18 protein-coding genes are annotated in these 16870 nt (G+C 71.5%); 4 read left to right on the top strand and 14 right to left on the bottom strand.

Annotated features, from left to right (window positions below):
• Positions 1-33: 33 nt before the first annotated feature.
• Together ABZ716_RS22225 and ABZ716_RS22220 are read left to right on the top strand one after the other, a co-directional pair.
• On the top strand, positions 34-2187 hold the full coding sequence (locus ABZ716_RS22225) for a serine/threonine-protein kinase (RefSeq protein WP_358961041.1): 2154 nt from the start codon (positions 34-36) through the stop codon (positions 2185-2187).
• Positions 2188-2253: 66 nt separating this feature from the next.
• A complete protein-coding gene (locus tag ABZ716_RS22220) occupies positions 2254-3474 on the top strand; it encodes a hypothetical protein (protein WP_358961038.1) in 1221 nt (406 codons plus the stop codon).
• 15 nt (positions 3475-3489) lie between these two features.
• On the opposite strand, the gene ABZ716_RS22215 is transcribed toward ABZ716_RS22220, so the two are convergent.
• From ABZ716_RS22215 to ABZ716_RS22190, 6 genes are all read right to left on the bottom strand, one after another.
• Positions 3490-4452, bottom strand: a complete 963-nt coding sequence (locus ABZ716_RS22215; RefSeq protein ID WP_358961036.1) for a glycosyltransferase family 2 protein — start codon at positions 4450-4452, stop codon at positions 3490-3492.
• 111 nt (positions 4453-4563) lie between these two features.
• Positions 4564-5895: a dicarboxylate/amino acid:cation symporter gene (locus tag ABZ716_RS22210; RefSeq protein ID WP_351882840.1), complete on the bottom strand. Its 1332-nt coding sequence runs from the start codon at positions 5893-5895 to the stop codon at positions 4564-4566.
• Positions 5896-6272: 377 nt separating this feature from the next.
• The gene (locus tag ABZ716_RS22205) at positions 6273-6578 is read right to left on the bottom strand and encodes a DUF4229 domain-containing protein (RefSeq protein WP_358811349.1); all 306 of its coding nucleotides are present in this window, start codon (positions 6576-6578) and stop codon (positions 6273-6275) included.
• A gap of 107 nt (positions 6579-6685) precedes the next feature.
• A complete protein-coding gene (locus ABZ716_RS22200; protein ID WP_358961033.1) occupies positions 6686-7210 on the bottom strand; it encodes a GNAT family N-acetyltransferase in 525 nt (174 codons plus the stop codon).
• Positions 7211-7317: 107 nt separating this feature from the next.
• The gene (mqnE, locus tag ABZ716_RS22195) at positions 7318-8481 is read right to left on the bottom strand and encodes an aminofutalosine synthase MqnE (protein WP_358811351.1); all 1164 of its coding nucleotides are present in this window, start codon (positions 8479-8481) and stop codon (positions 7318-7320) included.
• Positions 8482-8542: 61 nt separating this feature from the next.
• Positions 8543-8998 carry an Lrp/AsnC family transcriptional regulator gene (locus ABZ716_RS22190; RefSeq protein WP_344151061.1) on the bottom strand — a complete coding sequence of 152 codons (456 nt, stop codon included), beginning with the start codon at positions 8996-8998 and terminating at the stop codon, positions 8543-8545.
• Between the two features lie 122 nt (positions 8999-9120).
• Here ABZ716_RS22190 and ABZ716_RS22185 point away from each other — a divergent pair, with 122 nt between their 5' ends.
• Complete coding sequence (locus tag ABZ716_RS22185) at positions 9121-9255, top strand: hypothetical protein (RefSeq protein WP_351882586.1); 135 nt, start codon at positions 9121-9123, stop codon at positions 9253-9255.
• Here the strand turns inward: ABZ716_RS22185 and ABZ716_RS22180 are convergent.
• The 5 genes from ABZ716_RS22180 to ABZ716_RS22160 all read right to left on the bottom strand — a co-directional run bounded on the left by ABZ716_RS22180 (position 9252) and on the right by ABZ716_RS22160 (position 13154).
• The gene (locus ABZ716_RS22180; RefSeq protein WP_358961030.1) at positions 9252-9923 is read right to left on the bottom strand and encodes a UbiX family flavin prenyltransferase; all 672 of its coding nucleotides are present in this window, start codon (positions 9921-9923) and stop codon (positions 9252-9254) included. The genes ABZ716_RS22185 and ABZ716_RS22180 overlap by 4 nt on opposite strands.
• Before the next feature lie 94 nt (positions 9924-10017).
• Complete coding sequence (locus ABZ716_RS22175) at positions 10018-10284, bottom strand: hypothetical protein (RefSeq protein WP_358961028.1); 267 nt, start codon at positions 10282-10284, stop codon at positions 10018-10020.
• A 22-nt stretch (positions 10285-10306) separates the two neighbouring features.
• Positions 10307-11230: a menaquinone biosynthesis prenyltransferase MqnP gene (gene mqnP, locus ABZ716_RS22170; protein ID WP_358811354.1), complete on the bottom strand. Its 924-nt coding sequence runs from the start codon at positions 11228-11230 to the stop codon at positions 10307-10309.
• Entirely contained in the window at positions 11227-11700 is a 474-nt protein-coding gene (locus tag ABZ716_RS22165; protein WP_358811355.1) for a hypothetical protein, read from the bottom strand. Before ABZ716_RS22165 ends, mqnP begins: the two co-directional genes overlap by 4 nt.
• Complete coding sequence (locus ABZ716_RS22160; protein ID WP_045949394.1) at positions 11697-13154, bottom strand: menaquinone biosynthesis decarboxylase; 1458 nt, start codon at positions 13152-13154, stop codon at positions 11697-11699. The genes ABZ716_RS22165 and ABZ716_RS22160 overlap by 4 nt, the downstream gene beginning before the upstream one ends.
• A gap of 90 nt (positions 13155-13244) precedes the next feature.
• Here ABZ716_RS22160 and ABZ716_RS22155 point away from each other — a divergent pair, with 90 nt between their 5' ends.
• Positions 13245-13553 (top strand): PLD nuclease N-terminal domain-containing protein, encoded by a 309-nt coding sequence (locus ABZ716_RS22155; protein ID WP_358811356.1) that lies wholly within the window; start codon positions 13245-13247, stop codon positions 13551-13553.
• A gap of 10 nt (positions 13554-13563) precedes the next feature.
• Here the strand turns inward: ABZ716_RS22155 and ABZ716_RS22150 are convergent, their stop codons facing one another.
• From ABZ716_RS22150 to ABZ716_RS22140, 3 genes are read right to left on the bottom strand one after another with little or no spacing between them, the layout of a single operon-like run.
• Positions 13564-14055 (bottom strand): SRPBCC domain-containing protein, encoded by a 492-nt coding sequence (locus ABZ716_RS22150; protein ID WP_358811357.1) that lies wholly within the window; start codon positions 14053-14055, stop codon positions 13564-13566.
• 25 nt (positions 14056-14080) lie between these two features.
• On the bottom strand, positions 14081-15169 hold the full coding sequence (gene ccsB, locus ABZ716_RS22145; RefSeq protein WP_358811358.1) for a c-type cytochrome biogenesis protein CcsB: 1089 nt from the start codon (positions 15167-15169) through the stop codon (positions 14081-14083).
• Positions 15166-16863 carry a cytochrome c biogenesis protein ResB gene (locus tag ABZ716_RS22140; RefSeq protein ID WP_358961025.1) on the bottom strand — a complete coding sequence of 566 codons (1698 nt, stop codon included), beginning with the start codon at positions 16861-16863 and terminating at the stop codon, positions 15166-15168. Before ABZ716_RS22140 ends, ccsB begins: the two co-directional genes overlap by 4 nt.
• Between the last annotated feature and the right edge of the window lie 7 nt (positions 16864-16870).

Raw genomic sequence — 16870 nt, 5'->3', positions numbered from 1 at the left:
CCACACGGGCCATTGCGCAATCCAGGGGGAACCATGAGGGCGGGGGAGCGCTTGGCCGGGCGGTACCGGCTGGACGAGCGGCTCGGGCAGGGCGGGATCGGGGAGGTCTGGCAGGGCTTCGACGTCGACCTCGGGCGGCCTGTCGCCGTCAAGGTGCTGCTGGAGTTCGACGCGCCGGACGAGCTGCTGGGCCGCTTCCGGCGGGAGGCCGCCATCGGGGCGCGGCTCCAGCACCCCGGAATTACGGTCGTGCACGACATCGGGCAGCACGAGAACCGCCTCTTCATCGTGATGGAGCTCCTGAAGGGCGAGGACCTCGCCCACCTCCTGGCCCGCACCCCCGCCCCCGGACTACCGGTTCCCCAAGCGCTCGATCTGGCGCTCCAGGCGGCGGAGGCGCTCGCCGCCGCGCACGCGCAGAAGGTGGTGCACCGGGACCTCAAGCCCGCCAACCTCTTCCTCCTCACCACCGGCGGCCGTCTGAAGATCTGCGACTTCGGCATCGCCCGCACCGCCGACAGCACCGGCGGGCTCACCGTCACCGGCCGCGTCTTCGGCACGCCCGCCTACATGGCGCCCGAGCAGTGGCGCGGCGAGCACGTCGACGCCAGGTGCGACCTGTACGCCCTGGGGTGCGTGCTGTTCGCCCTGCTGACCGGGGCCCCGCCGTTCCCGGCCGCCGAACAGGTGTGGGTGCTGATGCGCCGCCACCTGGACGAGGAGGCGCCCGCCCTGGACTCCGTACGGCCCGGCCTGCCGCCGGCCCTGGTCCAGCTGGTGGCCTCCCTCCTGTCCAAGGACCCCGCCGAACGGCCCGACGCCCCGGCCACCGCGACCCTGCTCCGCGCCCTGCTCGACCCCGCCCCGGCGGCCTCCCCCGCGCCCGTTCCCGAGCCGGCTCCGGCACCTGCCCGGAAACCCGACGCCCCGGCGGCTGCCCCGGAGCCCGAGCCCGTGCGGGCACCCGTGCCCGCGCGGACACCCGAGCCCGGTCCGCTGCCGGCCCCGGCCGCCGCTCCCACCCAGCCGGCCGACCTCCGGGCGCACCTCGTCGCCGCCTACCGCGCGGACCCGCCCGCGCCCAGCGCGCCGGACGCCACCGCGCGTCCCGGGACCAGCCGCCGCAAGCTGCTCCTCGGAGGTGTCGGTGTCGTGGCCGGCGCCTGGGGCGGCGTGTCCCTCGTCAGGCGGTTCACCGAGCCGTCGGACGCCGCGCCGGGGCTGGAGCTGCTGTCCGTCCTCCCCGGATCCGGCTCCTCCGTGGAATCCGTGGCGTTCAGTGCCGACGGCACCACCCTGGCCGGCGCCGGCCGCGGCAAGACGGTCTGGCTGTGGAGCGTGTCCGCCAAGGCGCTCACCAACACCCTCAAGCACGACAGTCTCATCCGCTCCCTGGCCTTCTCCCCCGACGGCAAGACCCTCGCCACCGGCGGCGAGGGCCCCGTCGTCCAGCTGTGGGACATCACCACGGGATCCCGCACCGGCCTCGCTGACCACACCGGCTCCGTCCGGTCAGTGGCGTTCGGCCCCGACGGGAAGCAGCTCGCCAGCGCGGGCGACGACGGGGGCATCCGCCTGTGGAACCTCGCCGGCCGACGCCCCTCGGCCACGCTGACCGGGCACAGCGGGGCCGTCTCGTCGCTGGCGTTCAGCCCCTACGGCGGCATGCTCGCCTCCGGCGGCAGTGACCGCAGCCTGCGTCTGTGGAACGTCGCCCGGCCGAACCCCGCCGCGGGCCGCGCCTTCACCGGCCAGCAGAACGACGTCACCGCGGTCGCGTTCAGCCCCGACGGCAAGGCCGTCGCCGGATCCACCGCCGGGGCCTACGGCAGCGTCGGCACGTCCAACGGCGGCTACCCCGGCTCGGACCCCGCCCCCGCCTCCGCCGACCCGGCCGCCGGGACCTGGGGCGCCATCCACGTGTGGGACACCGCGGAGGGGACCGGGTCGGCCACCCAACCCCACCAGACCGCCACCGTCAGCTCCCTCGCCTACCGCCCGGACGGCAGAACCATCGCCAGCGGCGGCTGGGACAACGCCGTACACCTGTGGGACGTCGGCACGGAGCGCACCTCCCGCACCAAAGGGCACACCGCCCCCGTGTGGTCGGTGGCGTTCAGCCCCGACGGCACGCTCCTCGCCAGCGGCTCCGGCGACGGCACCGTACGGCTGTGGAGGGTCTCGTGAACCACTGAGCGCCGGGGGTGCCTTCCGGGTGCGGCTCCCCCGGCGGTTCGCCAGACTGGCCTGGAGATGATCGATTCCCCGACGCCCGTGCACCCGGCGCGGGCCGGCCGGCTCCGCGCCGCGCTGCCACCGGTCGTCGCCTGGCTGGTCTCGAACCTGGTCACCTGGCTCGTGGCGCTCGCCTCGGTGGCCGGCGACGGCTCACGGGTGGCCTACTGGTCCACCGGCGCCCGCCGGCGCTGGGACTCCGAGCACTACCTCTCCATCGCCCGCGGCGGCTACGAGCTGTTCCGCTGCCGGGACCGGTACCCGGACTTCCCCGACGTGGTGTGCGGCAACGTGGCCTGGTTCCCCGGGTACCCCATGGCGGTGCGGGCGGTGTCCGCCACCGGGCTGACCTACGAGCTCTCCGCCCTCCTCGTCACCGAGGCCGCGCTGCTCGGCATGTTCGGGGTGCTGTGGTGGCTGCTCGGCGCCCGGCTCACCCGGGCCACCGGTCTGACCCTGGCCGTCGGCACGGTGTTCCCCGGCGGGGTCTACTTCCATGCCCTGTTCCCCGTCGCCCTCGCCACCCTGGCGCTGCTCGTGTGCGTGGCCGGGGTGGGGCGAGGGTCCTGGTGGACGGCCACGGCGGGCGGGTTCGCGGCCGTCGCCTGTCACCCGGTCGGCGCCGTCGCCGTCGTGATGCTGGCGGCGAGCGCCCTGTTCGCCTGGCGCGGGGATGCCTGGCCGCTGCGGGTGGCCAGGGCCGGGCTGTCGGCGGTGGTCGCCGCGGGCGGGGTGCTGTGGGCCAAGTGGATGATGTGGCAGGCGACCGGCCGCTGGGACGCGTACGAGATCATCCAGCGCTCCAGCTACGGGCAGGGGGACCTGCGCCGGCCCTTCGCGGAGATGGTCCGGGCGTACCGTCTGCCGTTCAGCTACTGGTACACCCCCAAGGGGCGGCTGCCGTGGCTGGTGCAGCACGCCCTGGCCGCCCACCGGCCGCAGATGTGGCTGAACACCGCCTTCGTGGTGATGGTCCTGGCGACGGCCGCCGTCCTGCTCCTGCGCCGCAGGGGGCTGTCGGTCGAGGAGTGGGCCGCGCTGGTGCTGACGGTGGCGGTGTTCCTGGTGCCGTTCTTCGCCGGGGCGCAGATGTCCTGGTACCGCAACCACGCGCAGATGTTCGTGGGGCTGCTCCTGGTCCGGCGGATGTCCCTCTGGGTGCAGGTGCCGCTGCTGGTGGTCTGTGCGGTGCAGTACGCCCTGCTGACGGCGATGTTCTTCGCCGGCGTCCTGGTGTGAGAGCCCGGCCCCCTCCTACCCCTCCTCGTCCGTGTCGCGGGCGACCACGTAGGTGGGCCGGGCCTGGACGGCGGTGTGGATCCGGGCCACGTACTCGCCGAGCATCCCCAGACAGAAGAGCTGGACGGCGCCGAAGAACAGCATGGTGATGATCAGCGAGGTCCAGCCGGGCAGCGTGTTGCCCGTGGCCCAGACGGTCAGGGCCCAGACGAGGAAGCCCAGGCAGACCACCGAGCTCAGCGCGCCGAGCGCCGTCGCCAGGCGCAGCGGGACGGCGGAGAAGCCGGTGATGCTGTCGAAGGCCAGCAGGACCATCTTGTGCAGGGGGTACTTGGAGGTGCCCGCCGCCCGCTCGGCGCGCTGGTAGACGACCTGCCCGCTGGGGAAGCCCAGCCAGGGGATGAGCAGGCGGTAGATCTGCTGCTGGTCGGGGAGGGTCTTGAGGGTGTCCACGACGGCGCGGGACAACAGCCGGAAGTCACCCGCCTGGGCCGGGACGTGGGTCCCCGCGAGGCGGCGCATGAGCCGGTAGTAGGCGCCGGCCGTGCGGCGTTTGAAGGGGCTGTCGGTGGAGCGGTCGGACCGTACGCCGTAGACGATGTCGAGGCCCTCGGCCCGGGCCAGGGCGAGCATCTCGGGGATGAGCTCGGGCGGGTCCTGGAGGTCGGCGTCGATGCTGACCACGTACGCGCCGCGGGCCCGGCGCAGTCCGGCAGTGAGGGCGGCCTGGTGGCCGCAGTTGCGCCGGAGGGTGACCACGCGCAGCTGGGGCCAGGTGGTGCGCAGCTCCTCCAGCAGGCGGGGGGTGGCGTCGGTGGAGCCGTCGTCGACGGCGAGGACCTCGTACGGTTCACCGCACCCGTCCAGGACCGGCCGCAGCCGCGCCGCCAGGGCGGGCAGCACCTCCTCCTCGTTGAAGACGGGCACCGCGACCGAAAGGACCGGCGCGTCCCTGCGCGAGTCGTGCACAGCCCTCATGATGCGCGAAGCCCCCGCCCCCGGCACGCCGACGAGAACGCCGCGGCCCCCGCCCGGACGGGGGCGGGGGCCGCGGCGAGCGGTGTGCGTGCGCGGGGCACGCGCTCGGCGTCAGGCGGCGACGGCGACCGGGGCCGGCTGGGCGGGCGCGGTGGGCTCGTCCAGCGGGGAGGACGAGGCGGAGGCGTAGGCCGCCTTGTCGAGGATTCCCTCCCGGGCGGAGACGAGGACCGGGACGACGGCCTGGCCGGCGACGTTGGTCGCGGTGCGCATCATGTCCAGGATCGGGTCGATCGCCATCAGCAGGCCGACGCCGGCGAGCGGCAGGCCGAGGGTGGAGAGGGTCAGGGTCAGCATGACCGTCGCGCCGGTCAGACCGGCCGTGGCGGCGGAGCCGACCACCGAGACGAACGCGATGAGCAGGTACTCCTTGATGCCCAGCTGCACGTCGAAGATGTTCGCGATGAAGATCGCGGCGAGGGCCGGGTAGATCGCGGCGCAGCCGTCCATCTTGGTGGTGGCGCCGAACGGGACGGCGAAGGAGGCGTACTCCTTCGGGACGCCGAGGCGCTCGGTGACCTTCTGGGTGACCGGCATGGTGCCCACCGAGGAGCGGGAGACGAAGGCGAGCTGGATGGCGGGCCAGGCTCCCTTGAAGAACTGCACCGGGTTGACCTTGGCGACCGTGGCCAGGAGCAGCGGGTAGACGCCGAACAGGACGAGGGCGCAGCCGATGTAGATGTCGGCGGTGAAGGTGGCGTACTTGCCGATCAGGTCCCAGCCGTAGCTGGCGATGGCCGTGCCGATGAGGCCGACGGTGCCGAGCGGCGCGAGCCGGATGACCCACCACAGGGCCTTCTGGAGGAGTTCCAGGACGGACTCGGCGAGGTTCAGGACGGGCTGGGCCTTGGCGCCGAGCTGGAGGGCGGCGATTCCGGCGACGGCGGCGAGGAAGACGATCTGCAGGACGTTCAGCTCGGTGAACGGGCTGACGATGTCCTTCGGCACGATGCCGGTCAGGAAGTCGATCCACGAGCCGTGCCGCTTGGGCTCCTTGCCGTCGGCCGGGGTGAGGCCGGTGCCGGCGCCCGGGTCGGTCAGCAGGCCGATCGCCAGGCCGATGCCCACCGCGATCAGCGAGGTGATCATGAACCAGAGCAGGGTGCGGGAGGCGAGGCGGGCGGCGTTGTTCACCTTCCGCAGGTTGGTGACGGACACCAGGATCGCGAAGAAGACGAGCGGGGCGACGGCCAGCTTCAGCAGCTGGATGAAGAGGTCACCGACCTGTTCGAGGGTGGTCTTCAGCCAGCTGACGTCCTGGCTGCGGGCTATCCACCCGAAGAGGACGCCGAGCGCGAGACCGGCGACGATCTGGGCCCAGAAGGGGAACTTGAACGAGGCTTTGGCGGGGGCCTGGGCCTGGGGGGATGCGGACACGGCAATCTCCGGGGGACGCACGGACGTACGGCGGAAGGTTTCTGCGGGGGATGCGGTACGGCGGCAGCCGGAAAGGGGCCGGGCCGGCCGGCGACCGCTGCTGCGGGCGCTTCAGCGACAGCGGCAACAGGCCGCGGACACGCGGCGGCAGAGGTCGACGTGCAGGCGCGCCACGAGCCGGAGGCCCGGGGTCATCGGATGCGCTGCGTGGGTCAACATGCTGCACACGCTAACACTTCCACTTTGAGAAACCCAAAGAGATGCTTTGAGAACTGGTCGCGCGGGAGCCCGGGAACGCCGAAGCCCCAGCGGGGCGGGGGGTGTTCCCGGCGCTGGGGCTCGTTACGACGGAGCGCTCGTGTCAGTGCGTCAGGCGCGTCGGCTCACGCGCGGGCGGCGTCGTCCGCCGCGTCCTCCTGGCTGCGGTTCGCGGCGAGCTTCTGCTTCGCATCCGCGACGCGTCCGGCGATCTGCTGCGACATCTCGGCGCGCTGCTTGCGCAGCAGGACGAAGGACAGCGGCGCGGAGAGCACCAGCGCGAGCAGCACGACCCAGGCGGGGTTGGCGGCGCCCAGGCCGGAGGGCACCACGCCGAAGTGGACCAGGACGGCGACGAAGACCAGGCATCCCATGAAGATGCCCAGGCGCATCGCGGTGTAGCGGATCGTCGCACTCGGCTTGAGGGACACGATGACCCCTTCTTTCTCATCGGAAACGCCGGACAACGCCCGGACACGTCGGCACGTACCCGTCCAGTGAAGCACGCCGGGGCGGGGCGTCCGGCTGTCGGGGGGCCTCAGCGCAGGGGCAGCAGCATCGTGATGTCGTCGCGGTCGTCGCCCGGGGCCACGCGGATGGCGCCCGGAATCCGGCCGACCTCCTTGTAGCCGCAGGCGGCGTAGAACTGCTCCAGCCCCAGGCCGCCGCGGCATCCCAGGACGATGGCCTCGATGCCCTCCAGCGTGCGGGCCGCGTCGGCGAGGGCGGCCATCAGCGCGCGGCCGGCGCCGCGGCCCTGGAGGGCGGGGCGGACCATGACCGTGTACGCGTACACCCAGTGCCTCATGAGGCGGTGCTGGTTGAAGGCGAGGAAGCCCACGGCCGCCACGGCCCCCTCCTCGTCCCGGCCGACGAGCAGCCGGTGGCGGCCCTCGGTCATGGCGACGAGGTGTTTGACCAGCTCGGGCCGGATGTCCTCGACGGTGACGGGCGGGACGAAGCCGACGGCGCCGCCGGCGTTGGAGACCTCGGTCCACAGTTCCGCGATGCCGTCGCGGAGGGCGGGGTCGACGACGGGGTCGAAGGTGAAAGTAAGGGTCACAGAACGAAGGTATCCATTACCCATCCCCTCCGGCAACGGTTTTCCGACCCCGTGACACGCGAAAGGCCCCGGTCCTCAGGACCGGGGCCCGTGCGAGCCGGGGCGCGTCAGACGCGCATCGCCTGCGGGGTCTCGCGCAGCGAGGCGTCCGGGCCGGGGTACTCGCGGATGATCTCGTAGCGCGTGTTGCGCTCGACCGGGCGGAAGCCCGCCTCGCGGATGAGTTCGAGGAGGTCGTCGCGGGTCAGCTTGTTCGGGGTGCCGTAGTTGTCCGCGTCGTGCGTGATCTTGTACTCCACCACCGAGCCGTCCATGTCGTCGGCGCCGTGCTGGAGTGCGAGCTGGGCGGTCTGCACGCCGTGCATCACCCAGAAGACCTTCACGTGCGGCACGTTGTCGAACAGCAGCCGCGAGACGGCGAAGGTCTTGAGCGCCTCGGCGCCGGTGGCCATCGTCGTCCGCGCCTGGAGCCGGTTGCGGACCTTGCCGTCCTTCATGTCCACGAAGTCGTGCTGGTAGCGCAGCGGGATGAAGACCTGGAAGCCGCCGGTCTCGTCCTGGAGCTCACGCAGCCGCAGCACGTGGTCCACGCGGTGGCGCGGCTCCTCGATGTGCCCGTAGAGCATGGTCGAGGGGGTCTTGAGGCCCTTCGAGTGCGCCAGGCGGTGGATGCGCGACCAGTCCTCCCAGTGGGTGCGGTGGTCCACGATGTGCTGGCGGACCTCCCAGTCGAAGATCTCCGCGCCGCCGCCGGTCAGCGACTCCAGGCCGGCCTCGATCAGCTCGTCCAGGATGTCGGAGGCCGACATGCCGGAGATCGTCTCGAAGTGGTGGATCTCCGTGGCCGTGAACGCCTTCAGCGAGACGTTCGGCAGCGCCTCCTTCAGCGCCGACAGCGACCGCGGGTAGTACCGCCAGGGGAGGGAGGGGTGCAGGCCGTTGACGATGTGCAGCTCGGTGAGGTTCTCGTTCTCCATGGCCTTGGCCAGGCGGACGGCCTCCTCGATGCGCATCGTGTACGCGTCCTTCTCGCCCGGCTTGCGCTGGAACGAGCAGTACGCGCAGGAGGCGGTGCACACGTTCGTCATGTTGAGGTGGCGGTTGACGTTGAAGTGGACGACGTCACCGTTCTTACGGGTGCGCACCTCGTGGGCGAGACCGCCCAGCCACGCCAGGTCGTCCGACTCGTAGAGGGCGATGCCGTCCTCACGCGTCAGCCGCTCGCCGGAGCGGACCTTCTCCTCCAGCTCGCGCTTGAGCCCAGCGTCCATGCCGGTGTCTCCTTCTTCCCTGTCCGTCCCTGTCTGCGTGCAGCCGCCACCCACCGTACTCTCAGGCGTCCTCGGGCAGCTCGCCGACCCGGTTCTCCCACTTGGTGGAGAGCACGATGGTGGTGCGGGTGCGCGAGACGCCCTTGGTGCCGGAGAGCTTGCGGATGATCTTCTCCAGGCCGTCGACGTCGCTGGCGCGGACCTTGAGCATGAAGGAGTCGTCGCCGGCGATGAACCAGCAGTCCTCGATCTCGGCGAGGTCGCGCAGCCGGCGGGCCACGTCCTCGTGGTCGGCGGCGTCGGAGAGCGAGATGCCGATCAGCGCGGTGACGCCGAGACCGAGCTCGGCGGCGGCGACGGTCGCGCGGTAGCCGGTGATGACACCGGCCGACTCAAGACGGTTGATCCGGTCGGTGACGCTGGGGCCGGAGAGGCCCACGAGACGGCCCAGCTCCGCGTACGAGGCACGACCGTTCTCCCGGAGTGCCTGGATGAGCTGCCTGTCCACCGTGTCCATTACCTGGAGCCTTCCATTATTCGGCGATCCTGCAAGTTTAGGTATAGAATCAAAGGCGTCACGGGGTCAACACCCTGTGAATCTTTCAACAGATCAAAGACGATCTTCAGGAGTGGTTCACCGTGTACACGATCGAGATGGCCTACGCGCACATGCGACAGCTCCAGGAGCTGGCCAACCGATCCCGCACCGACCAGCCCGCCGCCGCCCACCGCAACGACAAGGCCCGCAGGCCGCTGCGCGCCAAGAAGCGCTAGTCACGGGGGCGGGCGCTGCCAAGCTCCCCCTCCCAACGGCGGTACAGCCGGTGCGGCACCCCTGCCGCGTCGAGCACCCGCCCCGCGACGAAGTCCACGAGATCCTGGATGTGCGTCGCACCCGCGTAGAACGCCGGAGAGGCGGGCAGCACGACCGCGCCCGCCTCGTCCAGCGCCACCAGATGCCTCAGCGTCTGACCGTTCAGCGGGGTCTCCCGCACCGCGACCACCAGCCGGCGCCGCTCCTTGAGCGTCACGCTCGCGACGCGCTGGAGCAGGTCCTTCGACAGCCCGAGCGCCACCCCGGCCACGCACGCCGTGGACGCGGGCACGATCAGCATCCCCTTGACCGGGTACGAACCCGAGCTCGGCCCGGCGGCCAGGTCCCCGGCCGCCCAGTACCGTACGTCCTCCAGCGCGGGCACCCCGAAGGCCCCCGGCTTGCCGTCGGCGCCGCGCCCCAGCCACTCGGCCAGATCCTCCCGCCAGTGCGCGTCCCGGAAGGCGATCCCGGTCTCGTCGAGCAGAGTGAGCCGCGAGGCCCGGCTCACCACCAGGTCCACCGCCTCGCCCGCCGCGAGCAGCCCTCGGACCACCGAGGCCGCGTACGGCGTCCCGGACGCCCCGGAAACCCCCACCACCCAGGGGGTGCGCTTGCGCTCAGTCATACCTCCGAGACTATCCGGCCACACCGCGCGCCCACTCGCTCAGGTGTCCCGGACGCTCCCCGGACGCCGTCGGCAGCCGGCCCGGCGCCTGCGATCAGCTGACGGAGGAGGGGTCCACGGGCAGGCCGGCCGTATCCACGGAGAGCTTGCCGATGCCGCTCTCGACCACGACCGTCCCGCCGTACGGGATCACGTCCCGGCCCCGGTAGCCGTCGGGGCCCGGGTTCCACAGGGTCGTGCACTGCGCCTTGTAAGGGCCGAAGATCAGGTAATGCGGAATCTCGCGCCGGGCGTAGGCGCGGCCCTTGACCTCGTAGTCGTTGCGGACGCTGCCGGGCGAGACCACCTGGACGGCCTGCACTCGATGGTAGGCCGCACGCTGGCTAGAGACTCAGACCCCGGACCACCAGATCCGCGAGCGCACACACGAACAGGGCAATGCCGATGAAACCGTTGACCGAGAAGAACGCCCGGTTCAGTCGCGACAGGTCGTGCGGCTTGACGATCGTGTGCTCGTACAGGAACGCCGCCGCGACGATCAGCAGGCCCAGCCACAGCAGCGGGCCGCCGTCCGTGAGGAGCGCGTACCAGGCCAGCAGGGCCGTGGTGACGGCGTGGCAGGCGCGGGCGCCCCACAGGGCGCCGGGGACGCCGAAGCGGGCCGGGACCGACTTGACGCCCTCGGCGCGGTCGGAGTCCACGTCCTGGCAGGCGTAGATCAGGTCGAATCCGCCGATCCACACGCCGATGGCCAGGCCCAGGACCACAGCCTCCCAGGACCACTCCCCCGTCACCGCCAGCCAGGCGCCGACCGGGCCCATCGCCTGGGCCAGGCCCAGGATGGCCTGCGGGAAGTTCGTGAACCGCTTGCCGTACGGGTAGACCACCATCGGGATCACCGCGACGGGCGCCAGCGCCAGGCACAGCGGGTTCAGGAGGGCGGCCGCGCCCAGGAACACGACGAGCGCCATGCCCGCCCCCGTCCAGGCCGTCCGCACCGACACCGCGCCCGTGACCAGCTCGCGCCCCGCGGTGCGCGGGTTGCGGGCGTCGAGTTCGCGGTCGATGATCCGGTTGGCGGCCATCGCGAAGGTCCGCAGGCCCACCATGCACACGGTGACGAGCAGCAGCTCCCGCCAGTGCATCCGCCCGTCCAGCCGGAACATGGCGGTGAGCGCGGCGATGTACGCGAAGGGCAGCGCGAAGACCGAGTGCTCGATCATCACCAGGCGCAGGAAGGCCCTGACCTTGCCGACGGGCTGCGGCGCGGGCCCGGGGCCGAGGACGCCTTCGGCGGCGGTGGTCATGCCAGGCTCCCGCGGAAGTCCGCGAGGTCGGCGCGGAGCGCGTCCGCGTCCACCGCCGGGATGGCGAAGGTGACGGTTTCGGTCTCCGCCTCGCCCTCCGGTGGGGTGATCGCGCAGACGAAGCGGCAGCCCTCACCGGCCGGATGGGCCTGGAGGCTCAGCACCTCGCCCGCGGCCACGGTGAACGGGCCGCTCTCGAAGGACAGCTCGGCCAGCAGCCGGTCGGCGAAGTCCTCGGCCTCCGCGTCCCGCAGGCCCGGCAGCTCGAAGCCGCCGCCGTCCACCCCGTCCTCCTCCCACATCAGGGCCCAGACCGTGCCGGGTCCGGCGAACTCCTCGGGGCTGACACCGGCCTGCTCCGCCGCCGCCCGCACCTCCGGGTCGGCCGGGTCCAGGCGGGGGCGCACCAGGGCCACGTAGGTGGTGTCGGTGCCGATGAAGAGGGCGGGTCCGCCCATGGCCGTGCTCACAGGCCGTACTCCTTCCAGCGGCGGTCCACCAGGGCCGCCGTCGCCGGGTCGGACTCGACCATGTCGGGCCAGCCGCCGTCGCGGGTATAGCCCTCCTCCGGCAGCTTCTTCGTCGCGTCGATGCCGGCCTTGCCGCCCCAGAACTGCTGGTACGAGGCGTGGTCGAGATGGTCGACCGGTCCCTCGACCACGGTGAGGTCGCGGGAGTAGTCGGTGTTGCCGAGGGCCCGCCAGGACACCTCGTGCAGGTCGTGGACGTCGCAGTCCTTGTCCACCACGATGATCAGCTTGGTCAGCGACATCATGTGGGCGCCCCAGATGGCGTGCATCACCTTCTGGGCGTGCTTGGGGTACTTCTTGTCGATCGAGACGATCGCGCAGTTGTGGAAGCCGCCGGACTCGGGGAGGTGGTAGTCCACGATGTCCGGGACGATGATCTTCAGCAGGGGCAGGAAGAACCGCTCCGTCGCGCGGCCCAGCGGGCCGTCCTCCGTCGGCGGCCGGCCGACGACGATCGACTGGAGCAGCGGCCGCTTGCGCATCGTCACGCAGTCGATCTTCAGCGCGGGGAACGGCTCCTGCGGGGTGTAGAAGCCGGTGTGGTCGCCGAACGGGCCCTCCGGGAGCATCTCCCCCGGCTCCAGCCAGCCCTCGATGACCACCTCGGCGTTCGCCGGGACCTGGAGCGGGACGGTCTTGCAGTCCACCATCTCGATCCGCTTGCCCGCCACGAACCCCGCGAACAGGTACTCGTCGATGTCGCCCGGCAGCGGGGCGGTGGAGGCGTAGGTGACGGCCGGGGGGCAGCCGAAGGCGATCGCGACCGGCAGCCGCTCGCCGCGCGCGGCGGCGACGGCGTAGTGGTTGCGGCTGTCCTTGTGGATCTGCCAGTGCATCCCGATCGTGCGCTTGTCGTGCCGCTGGAGGCGGTACAGGCCCAGGTTGCGCACACCGGTCTCGGGGTGCTTGGTGTGGGTCAGGCCCAGGTTGAAGAAGGAGCCGCCGTCCTTGGGCCAGGTGAACAGCGCCGGCAGCTGGTCCAGGTCCACGTCGTCCCCGGTCAGCACGACCTCCTGGACGGGCGCGGACTCGCCCTTCACCTTCTTAGGCGGTACGTGGACCATCGAGCCGAGCTTGCCGAACGCCTCGCGGACGCCGATGAAGCCCTGGGGCAGCTCGGGCTTCAGCAGACCGCCGATCTTCTCGCTGATCTCGCCGTACGACTTCAGGCCCAGGGCCTTCAGCAGACGGCGGTCGGTACCGAAGACGTTCATGGCGAGCGGCATCGCCGAGCCCTTGACGTTCTCGAAGAGCAGAGCGGGCCCGCCGGCCTTGTTCACTCTGTCGACGATCTCCCCGACCTCCAGGTACGGGTCCACTTCGGCCTTGATGCGCTTGAGGTCGCCCTCCCGCTCCAGGGCCCGGAGCAGCGAGCGGAGATCGTCGTAAGCCATGGGCCCCAGTATCCGTCACCGCATACCCTGGGAGCGTCACCGGGGCCCGAGCGGGCCCGCCGCCACTGACCGGGGAGTCGGTCCCACACCGTGCTGCGCTATCTGCCGTTCCTGCTGATCCTCGCGCTGACCATCTACGCCTTCATCGACTGCCTGAACACCCCCGAGGAGGAGGTCAAGAGCCTCCCGAAGGGGGTGTGGGTGCTGATCATCCTGCTGTTCTCGATCGTCGGCCCGGTGGTGTGGCTGCTCGCCGGCAAGAAGCGGACGGCGGTCGGCGGCTTCGGCGGCGCGGGCGCCGGCCGGGCGCGCCGTACGCAGTGGGTGGCGCCCGACGACAACCCCGAGTTCCTGCGCTCGCTGCGCAAGGACGAGAAGGACAAGGACGACCAGGGCTAGGGGACCAGGGCTAGGAGCCGTAGGCGGCGCGCAGCTGCGCCCAGCGGGCGTCGGTCCAGGACGGCCAGTGCGCCGGATGCCCGGCCAGGGCGGCCTCCAGCATCTCGAAGTGGTCGTGCCAGCCGGCCAGGCAGTCGAGGCGCTCCTCGTCACCGCCGCCGCGCTCGTTCAGGAAGCGGATCACCGTCGAGTCGGTGCCGACCGGCTCCAGGTGGAAGCGGATCCGGCCGTGCTCGGAGACCGTGTACTCCACCACCCGCTCGGTGTCCCAGGCCGTGACCTCCCCGGACACCGTGGTGCCGGAGTTCGGCCAGCGCAGCGTGACGGCGCCGCCCAGGTGGCGTTCGAGGACCTCGGCCTCCGCCAGCCAGGTGCGCAGGCCCTCCGCCGTGGTCAGGACGGGCCAGAGGTCCTCGTACGCGCAGGGGAGGTGCACCTCGAAGCGGATCAGCCAGCGGCCGGGGCCGCGCGGCTCGCTGGTGGCATGGCTCACGGGAGACATACCACCAGCGTCGCACCGACCGGGGTCAGACGCCCGCGTAGGAGTGCTTGCCGCTGAGCAGGATGTTCACGCCGTAGTAGTTCCAGATCCAGCAGGCGAAGGCGAAGAGCGCCAGGTAGGCGGCCTTGCGGCCCTTCCAGCCGGCGGTGGCCCGGGCGTGCAGGTAGCAGGCGTACGCCACCCACGTCACGAAGGACCAGACCTCCTTGGGGTCCCAGCCCCAGTAGCGGCCCCAGGCGTCGCCCGCCCAGATCGCGCCCGCGACGATGGTGAACGTCCACAGCGGGAAGACGGCCGCGTTGATCCGGTACGAGAACTTGTCGAGGGTGGCCGCCGAGGGCATCCGCTCCAGCACCGAAGTACGGAAGCGGCCGGGGGTCCGTCCGGCCTCCAGGTGGCTCTCGTAGCTGTCGCGGAAGAGGTAGAGGACCGCCCCGGCCGCACCGATGTAGAAGACGGCGCCGCAGAAGATGGCGGTGGAGACGTGGATCCACAGCCAGTACGAGTGCAGGGCCGGGACCAGCTGGTCACTGGCGGTGTAGAGCCAGGTGGTGGCGATGCCCAGGTCCAGCAGGACCGAGGTGACCAGGATCAGGCCGAGCCAGCGGACGTTCTTCTTCAGCGCCAGCAGCGCCAGGTAGGCGCCCACGGCCACCGTGGAGAAGGTCAGGTTGAACTCGTACATGTTGCCCCAGGGGGCGCGCTGCACCGACAGGGCGCGGGAGACCACGCCCGCGGCCTGGATCAGGAAACCGAGGACGGTCAGCGAGACCGCGATGCGCCCGTACAGGTCGCCCTTCTCGGTGCCGCCGGCCGCGCCGGGGCCGTCCGGGACGTCGCGGACGCCGGCCGCGGCGCGGGTGACCACCTTCGGCTTGTCCAGGACGGCCGTACCGCCGCCCTGGGTCCGCACCCGCACGGCGGGCGCGCCCGCCGCGGCCGCGGCCTTCGGGGTCAGCGCGGCGGCCGTACGGCCGACCTTGCTGCGGCTGCCGAAGACCCACTCGGTGATGTGCGCGAAGAAGGCGAGCGTGTAGACCGCCATCGACGCGTAGACGAGCTTGTTGCTGAGATCGGCGAGGCTCTCGTTCGTCGCCGCCGCGAGCAGCGTCATGCGCGCTCCCCTTCTTCTTCTGTGGTGGTGGCTTGTGCCGGGGGGGCTTGTGCCGGGCTCGGTGCCGTCTCGTAGAGGGCGGCGGAGAGGGCCGACAGCTCCTCCGGGAGCTTCGCGGACTCACTGCGTCCCAGTCCGGCCATCTCGACGACGGTCACCCCGTCGGCCCCGCGCACCGCACGGACCCAGATCCGGCGGCGCTGGATGAACAGGGACGCGGCCAGACCGCCGATGGCGAACACGGCGCCCGCGAGGGCCAGCCCGGAGGCGGGCTGGTGCGTGATGGAGAAGGTGGCCCAGCGCTCGATGCCCTCGAACTTCACCGTGCCGGCGCCGTCGGGCAGGGTCATCGTCTCGCCGGGCAGCAGCCGCTGCTTGAACAGCTGCCCCTGGGGGTCCTTGAACTCCTGCATCTTGGAGGTGTTCAGCTGGTACACGTTCTGCGGCAGGCCCGAGTCCATGCCCAGGCTGCCGTGGTAGGCGCTGAGGGCGAGGACGGGGAAGCCCAGGTCCGGGAACTGGGAGAGCATCGTGCCCTTGCCGGCGCCCGCGAACGTCGGCACGAACATGGCGTTGAAGCCGAGCTGCTCCTTGTCGCCGTTCTTGTTGCGGTAGCCGTCCGGGACCTTCACCGCGCCGGAGGAGGAGAGGTTCGCGTCGAAGGGCAGCATCGGGACGGCGTCCCGGTAGACGACCTGCCCGGAGGGGTCCGTCACGGAGATCACCGGGGCGTAGCCGTGGCCGAGCAGGTAGACCTTCGAGCCGTCGACCTCCAGCGGCTTGTTGACCTCGATCTCGGCCTTCTTCGGCTCGCCCGCGGCGCCCTCGCGGTAGGTGACGTACGCCTTGAAGTCGCGGGCGGTGCCCTTCTGCGGGCCGCTCTTCTCGTAGCTGGCGTCGAACTTGTCCAGGGTGAACGAGAACGGCGCGAGGTCGTCGGCGGAGAAGAGGCTGCCGGACTTGAAGTCGTCGTACTGGGTGAGCGTGTTGGAGAAGCCCTTGCCGCGCAGGACGAGCTTGCCGCCCTCGGACTTGAACAGCTGCCCGGCCGCGAAGGCGACGAGCATCACGATCAGGGCGATATGGAAGGCCAGGTTCCCCGCCTCGCGGAGGTAGCCCTTCTCGGCGGCGACGCTGCCGCCGGACGCCTCCGTGCGGAAACGGCGGCCGCCCAGCAGGCCCTTCGCGGAGGCGAGGACCTCCTCGGGGTCCTTGTCCGTGCGCCAGGTGGTGTAGGCCGGCATCCGGTCCAGGCGGCGCGGGGCCCCCGGCGGGCGGCCGGTGAGCTGGCCGACGAACTGCCAGGTGCGCGGGACGATGCAGCCGATCAGCGACACGAACAGCAGGATGTAGATCGCGGAGAACCACACCGAGCTGTAGACGTCGAAGAGCTGGAGCTTCTCGGCGACCGGGACCCAGAAGGCGTGGTCCTTCTTCCACTGCGCGACCTTCATCGCGTCGACCTGGGTCTGCGGGATGAGGGAGCCGGGGATCGAGCCGAGGGAGAGCAGGAACAGCAGGATCAGCGCCACCCGCATGGAGGTGAGCTGACGCCAGAACCAGCGGGCCCAGCCGAGGACGCCGATGCCGACGGGGGCGGTGGCGGTGTCCTCGACGGGGGCCGTGGAGAGCTGGGCGCGGGCGGCCGCGTCCTCGTTCGGCGCCTCGGCGGGCGCCTTGTCGGTCGTACTCATGTGCGTG

Source organism: Streptomyces sp. NPDC006687, assembly GCF_040636215.1.
Classification (GTDB): Bacteria; Actinomycetota; Actinomycetes; order Streptomycetales; family Streptomycetaceae; genus Streptomyces.
Note: the sequence above shows the minus strand (reverse complement) of the source record. Positions and strands in the feature narration are given on the sequence as shown.